18 protein-coding genes and 1 pseudogene are annotated in these 15,770 nt (G+C 44.1%); 4 read left to right on the top strand and 15 right to left on the bottom strand.

Translation table 11 applies throughout. The features are described 5' to 3' along the window. Positions 1-164: 164 nt before the first annotated feature. On the top strand, positions 165-425 hold the full coding sequence (locus NYE50_RS01250; protein WP_003156732.1) for a hypothetical protein: 261 nt from the start codon (positions 165-167) through the stop codon (positions 423-425). Between the two features lie 45 nt (positions 426-470). Here the strand turns inward: NYE50_RS01250 and NYE50_RS01245 are convergent, their stop codons facing one another. The 12 genes from NYE50_RS01245 to NYE50_RS01190 all read right to left on the bottom strand — a co-directional run bounded on the left by NYE50_RS01245 (position 471) and on the right by NYE50_RS01190 (position 10,630). Continuing rightward, on the bottom strand, positions 471-1,169 hold the full coding sequence (locus tag NYE50_RS01245) for a YqeB family protein (protein ID WP_100261577.1): 699 nt from the start codon (positions 1,167-1,169) through the stop codon (positions 471-473). A gap of 109 nt (positions 1,170-1,278) precedes the next feature. Next, positions 1,279-1,527: a sigma-G-dependent sporulation-specific acid-soluble spore protein CsgA gene (locus tag NYE50_RS01240; protein ID WP_029974790.1), complete on the bottom strand. Its 249-nt coding sequence runs from the start codon at positions 1,525-1,527 to the stop codon at positions 1,279-1,281. Between the two features lie 80 nt (positions 1,528-1,607). Further along, positions 1,608-2,084 (bottom strand): DUF4879 domain-containing protein, encoded by a 477-nt coding sequence (locus NYE50_RS01235; protein WP_224988740.1) that lies wholly within the window; start codon positions 2,082-2,084, stop codon positions 1,608-1,610. A 103-nt stretch (positions 2,085-2,187) separates the two neighbouring features. Beyond that, positions 2,188-2,367, bottom strand: a complete 180-nt coding sequence (locus NYE50_RS01230) for a hypothetical protein (protein WP_159353727.1) — start codon at positions 2,365-2,367, stop codon at positions 2,188-2,190. A gap of 13 nt (positions 2,368-2,380) precedes the next feature. Beyond that, positions 2,381-3,523, bottom strand: coding sequence for an ABC transporter permease (locus tag NYE50_RS01225; protein ID WP_014416794.1), 1,143 nt, complete (start codon positions 3,521-3,523; stop codon positions 2,381-2,383). Next, positions 3,520-4,707: an ABC transporter permease gene (locus NYE50_RS01220; RefSeq protein ID WP_021495321.1), complete on the bottom strand. Its 1,188-nt coding sequence runs from the start codon at positions 4,705-4,707 to the stop codon at positions 3,520-3,522. Before NYE50_RS01220 ends, NYE50_RS01225 begins: the two co-directional genes overlap by 4 nt. A gap of 8 nt (positions 4,708-4,715) precedes the next feature. Further along, a complete protein-coding gene (locus tag NYE50_RS01215; protein WP_224443489.1) occupies positions 4,716-5,651 on the bottom strand; it encodes an ABC transporter ATP-binding protein in 936 nt (311 codons plus the stop codon). Positions 5,652-5,792: 141 nt separating this feature from the next. Beyond that, entirely contained in the window at positions 5,793-6,437 is a 645-nt protein-coding gene (locus NYE50_RS01210; RefSeq protein ID WP_159353724.1) for a response regulator, read from the bottom strand. A gap of 4 nt (positions 6,438-6,441) precedes the next feature. Next, positions 6,442-7,572 carry a sensor histidine kinase gene (locus NYE50_RS01205; RefSeq protein WP_159353723.1) on the bottom strand — a complete coding sequence of 377 codons (1,131 nt, stop codon included), beginning with the start codon at positions 7,570-7,572 and terminating at the stop codon, positions 6,442-6,444. 10 nt (positions 7,573-7,582) lie between these two features. Further along, a complete protein-coding gene (locus NYE50_RS01200) occupies positions 7,583-8,296 on the bottom strand; it encodes a YjjG family noncanonical pyrimidine nucleotidase (protein ID WP_021495325.1) in 714 nt (237 codons plus the stop codon). Positions 8,297-8,388: 92 nt separating this feature from the next. Next, on the bottom strand, positions 8,389-9,774 hold the full coding sequence (locus NYE50_RS01195; protein WP_022552512.1) for an amino acid permease: 1,386 nt from the start codon (positions 9,772-9,774) through the stop codon (positions 8,389-8,391). A 424-nt stretch (positions 9,775-10,198) separates the two neighbouring features. Further along, complete coding sequence (locus NYE50_RS01190; RefSeq protein ID WP_060562998.1) at positions 10,199-10,630, bottom strand: MarR family winged helix-turn-helix transcriptional regulator; 432 nt, start codon at positions 10,628-10,630, stop codon at positions 10,199-10,201. 195 nt (positions 10,631-10,825) lie between these two features. On the opposite strand from NYE50_RS01190, the gene NYE50_RS01185 reads away from it, so the two are divergent. From NYE50_RS01185 to NYE50_RS01175, 3 genes are all read left to right on the top strand, one after another. Next, positions 10,826-11,230 carry a CidA/LrgA family holin-like protein gene (locus NYE50_RS01185; protein ID WP_003156751.1) on the top strand — a complete coding sequence of 135 codons (405 nt, stop codon included), beginning with the start codon at positions 10,826-10,828 and terminating at the stop codon, positions 11,228-11,230. Then, on the top strand, positions 11,200-11,892 hold the full coding sequence (locus NYE50_RS01180) for an LrgB family protein (RefSeq protein WP_007408978.1): 693 nt from the start codon (positions 11,200-11,202) through the stop codon (positions 11,890-11,892). The genes NYE50_RS01185 and NYE50_RS01180 overlap by 31 nt, the downstream gene beginning before the upstream one ends. Before the next feature lie 110 nt (positions 11,893-12,002). Next, positions 12,003-12,848: an aldo/keto reductase gene (locus tag NYE50_RS01175; RefSeq protein WP_079890943.1), complete on the top strand. Its 846-nt coding sequence runs from the start codon at positions 12,003-12,005 to the stop codon at positions 12,846-12,848. Between the two features lie 52 nt (positions 12,849-12,900). Here the strand turns inward: NYE50_RS01175 and NYE50_RS01170 are convergent. From NYE50_RS01170 to NYE50_RS01160, 3 genes and pseudogenes are all read right to left on the bottom strand, one after another. Beyond that, positions 12,901-13,443, bottom strand: a pseudogene (locus NYE50_RS01170) (DUF4885 family protein); the annotation flags it as partial. Between the two features lie 1,043 nt (positions 13,444-14,486). Further along, on the bottom strand, positions 14,487-15,098 hold the full coding sequence (locus tag NYE50_RS01165) for an HNH endonuclease (protein WP_224988738.1): 612 nt from the start codon (positions 15,096-15,098) through the stop codon (positions 14,487-14,489). Between the two features lie 5 nt (positions 15,099-15,103). Continuing rightward, positions 15,104-15,769 carry a hypothetical protein gene (locus tag NYE50_RS01160; protein WP_224988737.1) on the bottom strand — a complete coding sequence of 222 codons (666 nt, stop codon included), beginning with the start codon at positions 15,767-15,769 and terminating at the stop codon, positions 15,104-15,106. Position 15,770 lies beyond the last annotated feature (1 nt).

Here is a 15,770-nt window from a genome sequence, read left to right as displayed (position 1 = left end):
AATTAAAATATGACTCCAGCGCTATATTTATAATATTATTCTGAAAATAGATTTGTCAATCTTTATCGCATTAAAGCGGAAAGCCAAAATTACCCTTCAGATGTTTAAACAGCCGTTAAGCGGGAATAACTACTGCAAGCCAGAAATAGAAAGGAGTTTTTATCGTGAAACAAAAACTGCTCATTTCAGGACTTGCCGTGTCGACTGTCGGAGTGACTTCCTACCTGCTCAAAGATAAATCAAACCGCCAAAAGGTGATGAACTTTATCCGCAATATGAAAACATCGCTCTCCGGGAAGCAGGATATTGAATCATTCCCCGTCAACAAAGCAGGCAACCCGCATCCCGAAGATATTGAAGATAACAAAATGGTATCCGAAGGCTCCATGTACCCGGTTCAATATTATGATGACAAGAAGAAATAATCTGTTCCCGGGCTGCCCGGCCGTATCAAACGGCGGCAGCTTTTTTTATGCAGACGGCGTTTTATAGGTCCGCCAATATTGGCGCGATCCTTTCTCCCGCACAGTAATGCCCAGTTTGGATATTTCCGCTTTCAGCTCTTTCGCATCAGCCTTTTCCTCCTCTTTCAGCGCCTTTTCTCTCGCTTTTAAAAGAGCATTTGCCCCCGGCTCCAAATCCGGCGTGTCCGGCACCCACCGTTTGTATTCTTCTTTAAAAGGATCTTCCGTCCCCAGCCAGACATACCCATGCGCGCGAAACGCATCAGCCGCTTTTTCAACCGCCGGCTCAAGCTTCTCCCGAAAAAGCTCCTGTCCTTCAGTGCCTAATAAGACAAGATACTTCTCATCCGTAAACACACCGGAAATGCTGTCTTTCGAAAACACGCTTTCTTCATTATATATGGTTAAGGACACCTCGCTGTCCGTCACGACCGCCGTAAGACATTCTTTAAAAACAGTCCGCGTCAGCCACATTCCCCCGATTAAGCCGATAACGGCGATGACAGCCGCAGCCTTCCATCCGTGAAAAGAAGCGATCATTTCCAGCGGCCCGATAACAGGCAGCCAATCCAATGTTACGGCCCACTTCGCAATGACCGGCAGAAACCATCCGATGACCAGCCCCAATAATGGCGGCACCAGAAAAACCAAAGCTTTTTCAACCGATGATAACTCAAGAACCGTCTGTTTTTTTATTTCGTTCATGTTTCTCCTCCGTCTGTTTTTTTCACAACTATCCATTATACAAAGGGTTGGATGATTCTGTAAACTGTTTCCGAAACAATAAAAAGCCTCCCGACCGCCGGGAGGCTTTTTAAAACAGGAGCTCATATACTTCATTCAATTCCATCGTGCGCTTCTCATCCTGCTCGTTCTCAGCATATTTGATTTCCTTTTCAAGCACCTGATTCAGCGCATCCATTTCCAAATCATTTAGATCTTTCACAAACTCGCCCTCATTTTCATAATGCTTCACCTGAAGCTTTTTATAAATCCCTCGGCACACATCATGCTCCAAGTGGTTCGAAAGCGACTCGCGCAAATATCCGAGTGTCCTGTCCATCATGTAAGCCCTCCCTTTTCTTTAGGAATAGCTTCCCGGAAAGAGAGAAAAACTATACATGAAAGCACCGGGCGGCTGTTTTAACTCTGTACCTGAATGGAGAAAAATCCGCTGCTTAACGGTGTGTACGGCCCGTTCAGCCCCGTTGCGGAGAAAGAGAACGTTCCTGAACTGACATAAGAAAGAGGAACACTGTAATATTTAATATAGCCTGTAACGATATTGCCGTTTTTCGTATATTCATCTTCCAGCGCTTTTGACGTAAGATTTGTAATATTCGTTCCGTTGTTAAACGCCTGGATCGTGTTATTGTTCGGATACCCTTGGAAATATACGGCTAAATAACCCGTTGTACCCTTCATCGGTTTTGATGCGCTGATTTGGTTCGGCCCGATATTTTCCCATTGGTAACTCTGACCGTCAGACGTCACACCGATAATACGGATTTGTGTTAAAGCAGGAGCCGGCGCCGCAGACGCTGATGGAGCCCACAACCAGCTCACAAGCAACAAAACAGCGGCGGCCGCCGCGAATAGCGTAACGAGTCTCTTTTTCATGTTTTTTCCCCCTCTAATTCTTTTCGTAGAATCCTATACTATTTTACACGATTTACAAGGAAAAAGATTACATTTTATAAAAGAGTCCGGAACACTTTGTGAACTAGATATGAAACGCTCTTGAAACGCCGTTGATCATGAGAAAGATGCCGCAGATTCTTAACACGACTCTCGAACTTCTGTCATCATTACCGAAAAAGGTTTTTCCGAGCCTCCCGATCCATACGTTCATTGCGGCTCCCGCGAGCAATTCTATGATTCCGATTATTTCTGCCATATACAAAGCAGCCACCCTTCTAACCGTTTTTTTTCATATGACGGTTTATCATATAAAGTGATAAGACTAATGACGCTGCACCGGCAGCAAGAAACAGGCTCAGCGGCACGATCTGCATGCTGCCTCCGCCATTGTTTTGAAATGAGCCGATCGCCCATTTTTCAGGAGTAAACAACGACAGCATCCGCATGTACTCCGGAGCCGCGTCTAAAGTGAAGAAAGCCCCTCCCAATAAACCCGTGACAGCTATAAAAACGGAAGCAAGCGACGTGAATTGCTTTTGGCTCTTCATGAACGGTATCACGGCCATCGTTACAGCAGTCAGCGCAAACGAGCAGGCCGCAAGCACCGCTCCCGCAGCAAAAACATGATCAGCAAAACGGATATGCAGCATGAATGTTCCGGCAGCGAGGATCACGATAATATGGAGAAGTCCGAAAAGATACGCCGCCGCAAACTTAGAGATTGCATATGCCGTATAGGAAACGGGCGTGCTCAGCAATCTGTCATATGTATGATTTTCTTGTTCATCTATAAATGATCGCAGGCTTTGGACTGCAACGAACCAGATAAACATCACTAAAAATCCGATAAGCCTGTCGGCTGCCTGTCCGCCTTCATAAACGTGATGGCGGTCAACATTGACGGCGGAATGATCCTGAATATCCTTCAAGAGATCAGCTGCCGCCTGCTTCCCGTCGGTGTGCAGCGTGCGGGATATCACTTTTGCATCGCGGACTATTTTTTTCAGCGCGCCCGCCTGCTGCGCAATCAGCTGCTCTGTCAAAACAGCATCACCCTTTTCTTCATTCTGAATAAATGAAACGTTCAATTCATCTCCGGAAAATAATTTTTCTTCAAAATGAGAGCCGATCAGCAATCCGAAGGAAATATCCTGATGATTAACCTTTGTTTTTAATACGTCCTCCGTGACCTTCGTGACTTTTATATGGCCGGCTGTCTGAATCATTTTCATAAATTGCGCTGAATAGGCGCTCTGATCCTTATCAGCTACATATACTTCCTTCTGCTGACTGCCATCCGCAGAAAAGGAAAAGAAATATGTGAGAAGGAGCGGGGCGGAAATCGTCGCAAAGATGGCAGCCCGATTTTGCAGCATCAGTTTCAGCTGATGTCTGATCATGAATAACAGCTGCGTCATGAAACAGCCTCCTTCCGTTTAAACACCCAGATGGTCAAACATAAAAACACGGCGCCGGTGGCGGCAAGCTCTGCCAAATCCGCCAGAATACCGCTCAGACCGGCATGCTGCGTGACACTGACATAGCTGTTGATCGCTTTGCCGTTCGGTATCAGCTCCTGCACGATTTTCAAACTGTCAGGCAAGCCGTCTTTTGCGATAAAGCTTCCGCCTAAAAAACTGAATCCGTATAAAATGGGAGCCGCCATGCTTGAGACGGTCTCGTGGTTTTTTGCAGCAACCCCCCAAAGAAGCACGATACTGCCGATCGCAAATGAATAAACAATCGTAACCAGCAATATTTCAAACAAATTGCCCCATTTTACCTGATACAAGATGCTGCTTGCGATGATGACGGCAGCCATTTGCATAAGGATGGCAAGCATGATTCCCAAAAGCTTACCCGCCACATACTGGATACGTAAAACAGGCATTGATTTGATTCTGAATAACGTGTGCTGCTGTCTCTCTTCCACTATCCCGTGAATGAGCGCAAACGCGGTCATAATGGAGAACATGACGACCATTGCGATTGAATAATACTGCATCGCATCAATCGGGGCCGCGTGATTGCCGGCCGACTGTTTCGGAATGGTGACAGCCTGTTCACGTTCACCCGAAAGGCCGCTGATGATTTTGCTGGCATCTCCCTTTGACAGATGTTCCGACTTCTTCAGCACCGCTTTTTCTTCACTGATCTCCGCTTTTACTCTGGTGACAAACGAATCAGCCATCATTTCCACAATGTCTCCGTTTACAGAGCCTTGTTGGTCCGAGATGACTTTGATACTTGTTTTTTCATTGTGTTCTGCCGCTTTTGCAAAGCCTTTCGGCACGTATACAAAAACGGAGACTTTGCCGCTTTCGACAAGCTGTTTCCCTTCTTGGTAACTGCCTATGTCTTTTACACGGATGAGATCAGTTTGTTTCAGCACGTCATTTTTTAATACGTCGCCTAAAGAACTCTCCGCGTGATCCGCATTATAAAACGCGGTCTGAAATGGCTTCACTTTCGAATCGCCGTGAAAAACCGTTCCTAAAATAAAAATCATCAGTGCCGGAAACAGAATCAGTTTTATATAGAAAGACTTTGCTCCGGCCAATAACCGAAAATCTAATAAGATCAGCCTGAATAATATTTTCATGACGCCCCCTATGAATCCCGCAGCGTTTTGCCGGTGAGCCGGAGGAAAATGCTTTCCAGATTGGCTTCCTCGAAATGAATGCCCTTAATGGTGATACCGGTTTTCCTGATATCATCCGCAATATCAAGGATATTGCGATCTGCCGCAGAGACGAGCATCGTAATGGTCTGCTGGCTGACAGCAGCCTCGGCAACACCGGGAATGCGGCGGATTTTTTTAACGGCATCATCATTCAGCCCCTCTGCATTCACGATCAGGGTATCAGAGGCTTTGGCTGACTGCTTCAATTCGTCTTTCGTCCCGCAGGCAATGATTGAGCCGTGATCCATGATCGCCGCTTTTTCACAGAGGTATTCGACCTCTTCCATGTAATGACTCGTGTAGATGACGGTCATCCCTTTTTCTTGATTTAACGTCTTCACGGTTTCAAGAATATGATGTCTGGATTGCGGATCAATTCCGACGGTCGGTTCATCTAAAATGAATAGTTTCGGTTCATTCATTAGCGCGGCCCCGATATTCACCCGTCTTTTCATGCCGCCTGAAAACTCAGATATCCTTTGATTTCGCTGTTCCTGTAATTCGATGATGTCCAGCACTTCATCAACCCGTTTACAAAGTTCCCTACCGGACAGTCCGTACAGACTCCCGAAAAAAGCCAAATTATCCTTTGCGCTTAACGCTTGATATAAAGCGATTTCCTGCGGGACGACTCCCATCACTTTTTTTATGGCCGCAGGCTGCTCCTGTAATGAGGTTCCGTCAATGCAGATTGTTCCGCCCGTCGGCGGGAGCACGGTGCTGATCATCGACACCGTTGTTGATTTACCGGCGCCGTTTGGTCCCAGCAGACCGAATATCTCGCCTTTTTCGACGCGCAGTGATATATGATTGACAGCGGTAAAATCGCCGTACTTCTTTGTCAAATCCGTTAATTCGAGCATTCATGCAGCACTCCTTGTGTCATGTCTGCACTTATTCTACTCTCGGCAATCCTTGTTTTCTATTCACTTTCGTACTCGATATGGATATTACTTTCGTCATATGTTTAGTGATAAAAAGAGAGAGAGGAGGGTGAAGCGGGGTTATAGCAATTTTTGCAAATATAAAGTAAGCTCGGTTCTGTTTGACACTTCAAGTTTATCGAGGATTCTGGATACATAGTTTTTCACAGTGCCTTCAGTCAGAAATAAGTCTGCGGCAATGCGTTTATTGCTTTTGCCTTCCATAATGTGTTTCGCCACATCAAGCTCTCTCGGCGTGAGAATCTCCTTCAGCTTTGTCCGCGGCTCTTTCTGCACCGCAGGGATCTCCATATTGTTCAGCGCTTTTACGACGGAAACCGTGATTTTGGGATTCAGCATCATCTTCCCTTCATAAACGGCTTGAAGGGAGGCGATAATTTCATCTGAATCAGCATCCTTCAAGAGATAGCCGTCGGCTCCGCTTTTCAGCCCGGCAAAAATATAGTGATCATCTTCAAACGTTGTCAGAATGATGACTTTTACGGACGGATATCGCGCTTTTACCGCTTTTGTCGTTTCGATTCCGTCCATACCGGGCATTCTGATATCCATCAAAATCACATCAGTTTCGGTTTGAGAAAGCAGCCGGAGAACCTCTTCGCCGCAAGAAGCCTCTCCCGATATTTGAATTCCTTCGTGAAGACTCAGAATCATTTTCAGCCCCTCTCTCACAATGGACTGGTCGTCTGCAATCATGACATTCACTTGATTAATCCTCCTTGCACGGAAACCTTATTTTCACGTCAAAACCCGTTTCCTTCCCAGACGAGAAAACAGCCTCTCCGCCAAGTGCGGCTGCTCTTTTCTCAATTCCTTTCAGACCATTTGATTTTATGATCGTTCCGCAGGCTGAGCCGTTATTATGAATATGCGCCAATATCATGTTTCGGTTTTTTTGAATCCGGACAGAAACATATGAAGCATGTCCATGCTTTATCGTATTCGTAATCGTTTCCTGAACGGATTGATAAAGACAATGCTTCACATCCGGCTGTTCCGCTTCTATGGCCGCATCCATCTCCAGCTCGAAGCGTATGCCTCCCGCCTCTTGAAAATGGCTGAAAATGTCACGAAGCTCTTGCTCAAATCCCCGCCCCGGCAAAGAGCCCTGCAGCAGCATAACGGCCTGGCGAAGCTTTAAAATGGATTCTTTCGTAAGATCATGCGCCTTATGAATGATCTGCTTCACTTTGTCCGGCTGATGCCCGGCTGTCTTCCCGGCAAATTCCAAATTCATTTTCAGAGCAGCCAGATAATGACCGAGAGAATCATGCAGCTCCTGCGCAATTCTTGTTCTTTCTTTCGTAACGGCCAGTTCTTCAATCCGGTCTGAATATTCCTTCAGTGTATCATTAGCGATCTTCAGCTCTCGGTTCAGCAATTCAACCTTCGACTTCTCCTGCAGGTTTTTCCGATATAAATAAATCACCGCAAACATGATGAAGTATGGCGGCACGATATCACTGACACCCGCTCCGCCGGCGTATAAAGCGGCGGCAAATGCGGCGGCATTCATCGTTAACAAAACAGCCGAAATCTGCTTATCAGTAATAAGCACCTCCGCCAATAAAAGCACCATTACAGCCTGTGTCCCCACACTATAGACATTGTACAAAAGAACTCCCGCGATAACGCTGCTCAGGAGAAAAGAGCCTTGATATACAGCAGGCCTTCTCTTCATATACAGCGGCCGCAGGCAGTCATTAGCCGTCAGCATCATCACGAGCACAGACAAAAAAACCTTCAGCTCCCCCCGGCCGGGAGGAAGCTGAAGAATCGCATGAAAGATTGATAGTAATGCAAAACCCCTGATCAGTAACTTCGTATGTGCAATCTTCATCGTATTCTCCTTACAAATGAGCGGCGGCTTTCCGCTCCACGTTCAGCACATCATACAGCTCATCAAGCGAATGAATTTCATACGTCGGGATGATTCCGGACTCATTTGCTTTCTTTCCGGGATTAAACCAGCACGTATCAATTCCCGCCATCTGACCGCCTTTTATGTCCGCGCTCAGTGAATCGCCGATAATAAGTCCGCCCTCGGCAGAAAAACCGGGAATTCTCGCAAACACGTAATCAAAGTATTCCTTCATCGGCTTTTGAAAACCCGTGTCCTCAGATACAAACACATCTTTAAAGAACGGATACAGACCGGAGTCGCCCAGCCGCTTATATTGTGATCTTGAGACGCCGTTCGTCACGATGTATAAATCAAATAAAGGACTCAGCCGTTCAATCAGCTCATAAGCTCCGTCTATCATCTGGTGCCCTTCTTCTAAGTATTGGCGGTACGCCTGATTCAACAGCACGCCGTCGGCTTCGAGGCCGTATTCTTTAAACAAAAGGGCAAACCGTGTATTCACCACTTCATCGCGGGTCATTTCCCCCTCTTCAAACGCTTTCCACAGCCCCTGATTTAACGCTTTATAACGGGCTTCCACCTCTGCCGTCAGCTCCAGCTTTGAACCTTGAAACAATTTTTGAAGAGCATCGGTTTCTGAAGCGGTAAAATCCAGCAGCGTATTGTCTATATCAAATAATAACGTACGGTAATGACTCATCGATGTTTCCCCCGGTTCTGCTTTTTTTAACCAGTATACCACTCGCGGACAAGCCGAAAAAGACACCCCTGTAAGAGAGGTGTCTTTTTGAATTATACAGCGTCTTCTATTTTCGATTTTTCACCAGGCATGCGCTTGCCGATACCGAACGCATAATAGCTGACCGTCACAATCGCCAGGAAAATCACCCCGACAACCAAAGAAATCCGCGTATCTTTGTTAAACCACATGCCGATCAATACCATGAGTAAGAAAGCGATCGTCAAATAGTTTGTAAACGGCGCAAAAGGCATCTTAAACGGATGCTTATCAAGCTCAGCGCCCTTCGCTCTTCTGAAACCGAGATGGCTGATTAAAATGACGAACCACGGAATCATTCCCGGCAGCACACTCGCGCTGTACACATAGACAAAAACTTTCGGAGGCGCGATGTAGTTCAGCACGACACCGATCACAAGTCCGATTAATACCGCAAGCGTACCGAATATCGGCACACCGCTCGAAGAAACTTTCTTAAAGAATTTCGGGGCCTGTCCGTTCACGCCCAATGTATAAAGCATGCGTCCCGCACTGAATATCCCGCTGTTGCATCCGGACATCGCAGCGGTAATCACAACAAAGTTAATCAAACCGGCCGCCGCCGTAATCCCGACTTTCGCAAATGTCGAAACAAACGGACTGCCGAGTGAGTGAAGCTCATTCCACGGATATACGGTAACGATGACGAAAATCGCACCGATGTAGAAAATTAAAATCCGCCAAATAATACTCTGAATCGCGCTTCGCAGCGTTTTTTGCGGGTCCTTCGCTTCCCCTGCCGTAATCCCGATCAGTTCGACCCCTTGATAGGCCGCAACAACCAAAGACAAGGCAAAGAAAAATCCTGAAAAACCATTTGTGAAGAAACCGCCGTGCGACCATAAATTAGATAATCCGATCGCATGCCCTCCGTTACCGAAACCGAAGAAAATAATCCCGATTCCGGCCACGATCATCAGAATAATGGTGACGATTTTGATCATAGCAAACCAAAATTCAAACTCACCGAAAGATTTTACCGAAATTAAATTCGCCGCACCGAGAATGGCCATGGCGATAATGCCGGGAATCCATGCCGGCAGATCAGGAAACCAATATTTCATATACGAACCGACGGCGATAATTTCAGACATCCCGACGATCACCCATTGAAACCAGTTGCTCCACGCCGTCATATAGCCGGCTAACGGATGTATATACTTATGGCCGAACGTCGCAAACGACCCTGTACTCGGCTCTACATAGAGCATTTCGCCCATCGCACGCATGATAAAAAAGATAAAGATACCTGAGATCGCATAAGCCAGCAGGACAGACGGCCCGGTCCATCCGATCGTGCTGGATGACCCCATGAATAAACCGACACCGATCGTGCCGCCCAGCGCAATCATCTGTATATGACGCGCGCCTAAGCCTCTCTTTAATTCTTTGTTTGCCACTTCGCTTCCTCCTCTTAACAGCTCTGATATATGTGAAATAATGAAGCAGAAGGTGCACCTGTTGAACCTAACTCACTCTTCATTTCCCGCAATATTAGAAATATTCTATCTTTCTATTGTTATATAATCTCCAATTTCCTTATTCCATCATAATAAATTTTCGTGGAAAATACAATTGTTTTTTTCAGGTAAACACCTTGCACCCTAAACCAACAGACTAAAAATAAAGCGCTTTCATTTTTATTGAATTATGAATATTGAGATAATAAATGCCGCAGCCTCCGAGAAACAGGATGTCCCTGGAGAAACATGTTCCGCCCCCTATTCAATATTATTTTTGCTAAGCAGAATGGCGTAAAGTCTTACTCTCTTCCATTCTCCCTTGTATACGCCATAATCCTGCTTAACCGGCAAAAATCATACATTAATCGATAAATGCCTCATTCAGCCGCAGCAAAAGCCGGCCGAATATTTCTTTTTCATCGCCTGACCAATCGTCAAGCATATGTCGGTATCGATCAAGACGCATCTTTTTATCAGCTTTTAACCTCTGTTTGCCAAGCTTCGTAATCGCAAACAGACTGACCCGCCCGTCAGAAGGATCGGAAAAACGCTGGATCAGCTCTTTCGACTCCAAGGCCGCTGCCTGGCGTGACAATGTGGAAATATCCAGCTTAAAAGATTCGGCTAATTCCTTTACTCGCGCCGGCCCGAATTCATCCAGCTGCCGTAATAATAAATACGCAGCCCTTTCCAGATGTCCGATTTTACGGTCGGAGTTATCAAGATAAACAGCTCTCCTGATAAAAGTGGTGAGCTCATATTCAATTAATTCAATCGGATCTTGTTTTGACAACAGCCTCACTCCTTACAATTGACAACAGCAATATTAGTTGTATAATACAAACATATGCACATTTACTCAGAAAACATATAGAAAGATTTTGCATACATATATTTGTATAGTACAAATATATGCGCAAAAAGTAAAGAAACATATCGAAGCATCAAGAAAGGGGGAAGCTGCTCTTCTCCAAAGAACAGCATTGTCGTGAAAGTCATACGCATCATCTTGCAAATCATTATTTTATTCGCATTTTCCTTTATCGGGGGAGCCGTTCAGCAGTTCTTTCACCTGCCCATTCCCGGCAGTATCATCGGTTTGATCCTGCTGATCATATGTTTATCGGTTAAGATCATTCCCGTCAAAATGATTGAAGACGGAGCCGGATTTTTGCTGTCTTTTCTTCCGCTGTTATTCATTCCGGCCATGACGGGCGTCATCAATTACCCGTCACTGTTTTCCGCCAGCGGGGCTGCTCTGTTTCTGATCATCGTGCTGAGCACCATCGTCACAATGATCGCCGCAGGGTACGCCAGCCAGCTGTTAGAGCACAAAGCCAATCAGAGAAAGGAGAAAAAGAAGTGCAGCAAGCATGTATCGCAATCCTTATAATTTTGTTCACGGCCGCCGCCTATCTGGCTATGGTGAAATTATATGTGCGCTTTCCATATCCCTTTCTCATACCGGTTTTGACGACTACGATTTTCATTATCGCCGTGCTGCTTGTTTTTCATATTTCGTATAAAGACTATATGATCGGCGGCCAATGGATCAATTCACTGCTCGGCCCCGCCGTGGTGGCTTTGGCATACCCGCTTTATAAGCAGCGCCGGGTGTTAATCAAGTATATGTTTCCGATCATCGGCGGCGTGTTGGCCGGTTTATTCTCCGGAATGGTCAGCGGCCTGCTATTTGCAGAGCTGTTCGGCATCAGCCGGAGTTTGATTTTGTCAATTATCCCAAAATCAATTACGACGCCTGTCGCCATACAGATTGCGTCCGGTATCGGCGGTGTCCCTTCCATGACAGTCGTGTTCGTGATGATCGCAGGGTTTTCCGGCGTTATCTTAGGACCGCTGCTTCTCAAGTGGATCCGCATCCGCAGCTCACTCGGGAAAGGAATTGCATTCGGGAGCGCTTCCCATGCGCTCGGCACCTCAAAAGCAATGGAGTACGGAGAATTAACGGTCTCCATGAGTTCTGTTTCCATGACGCTCTGCGCCGTGTTAGGGTCGGTCTTCGGCCCCGTCGTAGCATGGATGTTTCAAATTTAAAGCTGACGGTTCTCCGTCAGCTTTTTTCATGTGCGGATCATCTCATTTCCTTCCATTATTATGTTTCATTTGTAAGAATAATGGTAAAGTAGAAAACAAGGAGGGATTTAATGATGACTGGGACAATTCCGCAAAAGAAACTGCTGGATGGGACAAGCATTCCCGCGATCGGCTTCGGTACATACGCTCTTAATGGAAACAATGGCGTTCATGCCATTACCAGCGCCATTGATATCGGCTACCGTCTGATTGACACCGCTTATAACTATGAAAATGAAGGGACGGTCGGAGAAGCCATCCGCAGAAGCTCTGTTCCGAGAGAACAGCTATACGTGACGTCCAAGCTGCCCGGACGCTACCATGACTATGACAAAGCTGTACAAACCATCCAAGAATCTTTATACCGCGCCGGTCTGGACTACTATGACCTGTATCTCGTCCATTGGCCGAATCCGAAACAAGACCGCTACACGGAAGCATGGCAGGCACTGATTGATGCGAAAAAATGGGGCCTGATCCGATCCATCGGCGTCTGCAATTTCCTGCCTGAGCATATCGAACGGCTCGAACGTGAAACCGGCGTAAAGCCAGGCATCAACCAAATTGAACTGCATCCCGCTTTTAATCAGCAGCAGCAGCGCCAATGGCACGAAGAACAGGGCATCGTGACAGAATCATGGAGTCCGTTATCCCGCGCCGGTGAAGTATTGAACGATCAAAAACTCGGACAGATTGCGGACAAATACGGCAAAACCATTTCTCAAGTCATTTTACGCTGGCATATCCAGCTGGGCGCCATCCCGATTCCAAAATCAGCATCGCCCGAGCGCCAGCTTGAAAACATCTCTGTTTTTGATTTCTCTCTTGATGAAAACGACATGAACATCATCGACTCGCTTACCCGCCCCGACGGACGCATAAACGGCCAAGACCCGGCGGAGTATGAGGAGTTTTAAGAAAAGACATAAAGAAAAGCTGACGGCATCATTTGTCAGCTTTTTTCTCAATTTATATACGCACACCCAGCTCCCGTTTCCATTCAGAAAGCCAACCTGTATCTCCAGATCCGTATTGCCTGCTTTGGCCGACATCACGCAGAGATCCGTTTTTATACTCAATGGACAGCACCAAATCAGGAATGGCATCATAACCCGTTCTCGCAAGCTTCGTGAGCGCCTGTCCGTAATGGGCGGCCGCTTCTGCCGCCGTATGTTTCAACAAAGGATCGAGCTGCAGCGCTTCCTTATAGACGTCTAAAAGGTCACGGCCGTCTTCTGTGACGTACTTTCCGTCCACGATCTGCAAGTCTTTCAGATGATAGCCGGTCACCTCATACATTTCCCGAATGACTTGATATTTCTCATATGCTTCCGGCGTAAACTGCGAGGAGTCATCACTCCGGCTGCGAATGATGTGCGCAAACAGCTCTTTGCTGTTTTCCCCGGAGTTTAAGACGGCTTCAATCTGCTGAGTGAGATCTTTATCGTCAGTCCCGCTCACTTTTAACAGATAATCAATCGGTGATATCGTAAATGTAAGATTCGCACCCTCGGAGGTTTATCCCCGCTCTTCATAAGCACTTTTCTCGTCTGTTCTAACAATTTATCAATATTGCTGTCATCGTTGTACGAGTCACTGTATCCATAGCCCGGTCTTTCCTCTACCGCAATCTTGTTTTCTTCGAATACTTACTATTAATATATACCATTCCAAAAACAGTACAGCGATACCATATCATGACATAAACACAAATGTATTTTTTCCTCTCCCCTCTTGATACACATTCATCCTTTTACCGCCTTCTTTTGACTTGTGTTTCTTTGCCTTTTATAAGTGGTGCCTCCTCACTTAATTGGTATATGTAATAGATAAAGACAGAGACTGACAAAAATAAGAACACAAGAAAAGTAAGATTTTTATAGCTTTATGTAATTCCTCATAACATTCCCCCTTTCAAGTAACATTGAAAGAGTAATATAAGAAAATAAATTTCTGGTTAAATTTCGAATTATTTTAATTTAGTTTTGTACAAACTGTTATATTTACATTTATAGAGGAGACGAAGCAATAATTGCTCCACTTTAGACATAGATGTCGATAACTGTCTAAGCTTTTAATTCCGAGTAGAATATATGAACTGCAAAAAGTGAATATTTTTAACTGCTAAGACCGCTGAAGATGCGGTACATGCAGATTTGTAAAGAAAAGTATCAGAACCCAGGCCCTATAGGGATTTGGAGAGATTCAGTGCACTTAAAATATGTCAATCAACAGGAGCTTGATTTTCTTCTCCGAATATGAACCACTAATCTTACTTGGATTTAGAAAAGAGACGTCATCTCAAAATAACGACGTATCCCTTAGAAGGTGAACAATGAATGGCAGATAAGATGCGAACGCACTAAAAAAGAAAAATTTGAGAATAAAATGCACTTTAAATCCTGTATAAGTATTTCAAACAGGGTTTTCCAACAATATTCAATAGATCGATAAAGTCCTTTTATAGTAGAAGAAACTCTCACATAATGAAAAAGACTGATCAGAAATCAGAAACGAGCTTTTCTTCTTTCTAGATAAAAGAGTTGATTATTTAATTAACTAAGCACGACATCTTCTTCGAATATCAAATCAAAATATTCACAGAATAAGACGCATAATTCTTTATATGTATATTCTAAAATCGAATAGTCTAAACAAGCATTCTTCTTAATTTCAATTTTTTCTTTTAATTGATTCCTTTTCAATCTTATTTTCTCTAGATTATAAAGTATTTCATGTCTCTTCAAATATAATTTCAATTCTTTATACATATAAAAACCTATAGAAGTCTTGTATATAATACGTCCATTTACTGCTCTCTTTAAGTGATCGTCATATTCTTTACCACATGGGTCTATAAAACCCTCTTCACCTAATATATTCTCATTTGATGTCGCTCCAACCCATTTATTGGATTTTGATATATTACAATAAGGACAACTATATAACAAATTATCATAAGTATATTGTAATTCTTTGAATTTTTCTCTAGGAGCAAAGTGCTCTACGTGATAAACATTATAACCCCCACCATACGTATCTAAATCGTCACAATAACCACATCTATTGTTAAAATCTTTTGCTAGTCTTTTTTTATTAGAAGTATTGCTTTTCCACTTCTCCCCTGTATATGTTCTCTTAGGCTTTATTTGATGAATATTTAACAAATCTATTACTCCTTCTCGATAATTCCATCTAATTTATTTAGTAACTCAGTTATTTTATCTGATTGCAGTTCCTCTTTTAATTTTCTCGGCACCATACTTTTTCCATTCAATGACTTTTCGAGTTTGTCATCTAAATCAATCAATTTACTATCAACTTCAAGGCTAGTTCCTGCAGATGGTAATAAATTTAATATTTCGTCTTCCCATTTTTTCTGTTGCTTTTTTGTTTTCAAAATTTGCTCTATTACTTTAAAATTTAGTTCTATTCTTTCTGAATCTTCATTAAGATATCTGTCAAAATCGAACACTTGGTATGAATTAAAAATCTCATTTACAAAAAGATCATCTTCATAAGAAGTCAGTACAAAGATTGGAAAGTCATATTTAATTTTCTCTAATTCTGTCGCAACATCTACTCCTGAATAATCTACGTTCTTATATGATGACAATTTATAATCAACTATTAATCCATCTATATCCGCTTCAATTATATTATTCACTGTAACTTGAATATTCTGTTCGATTTCTATTTCGAAGGCTTCAACTTTTATATTTGAATATTTGGCTCGCTTTTCATAATTTGCATTCTCAAACCCATTCGTTATTCTATACATAATTTGAGTTACTTTGGAAGAGTCATCATCTATAATTCCCACTTTAAAAGTATCCATT

This window comes from Bacillus sp. EU55, assembly GCF_038005925.1.
In the GTDB taxonomy this organism is placed as follows: Bacteria; Bacillota; Bacilli; order Bacillales; family Bacillaceae; genus Bacillus; species Bacillus velezensis.
This window is presented reverse-complemented; position numbering and strand designations above follow the sequence as displayed.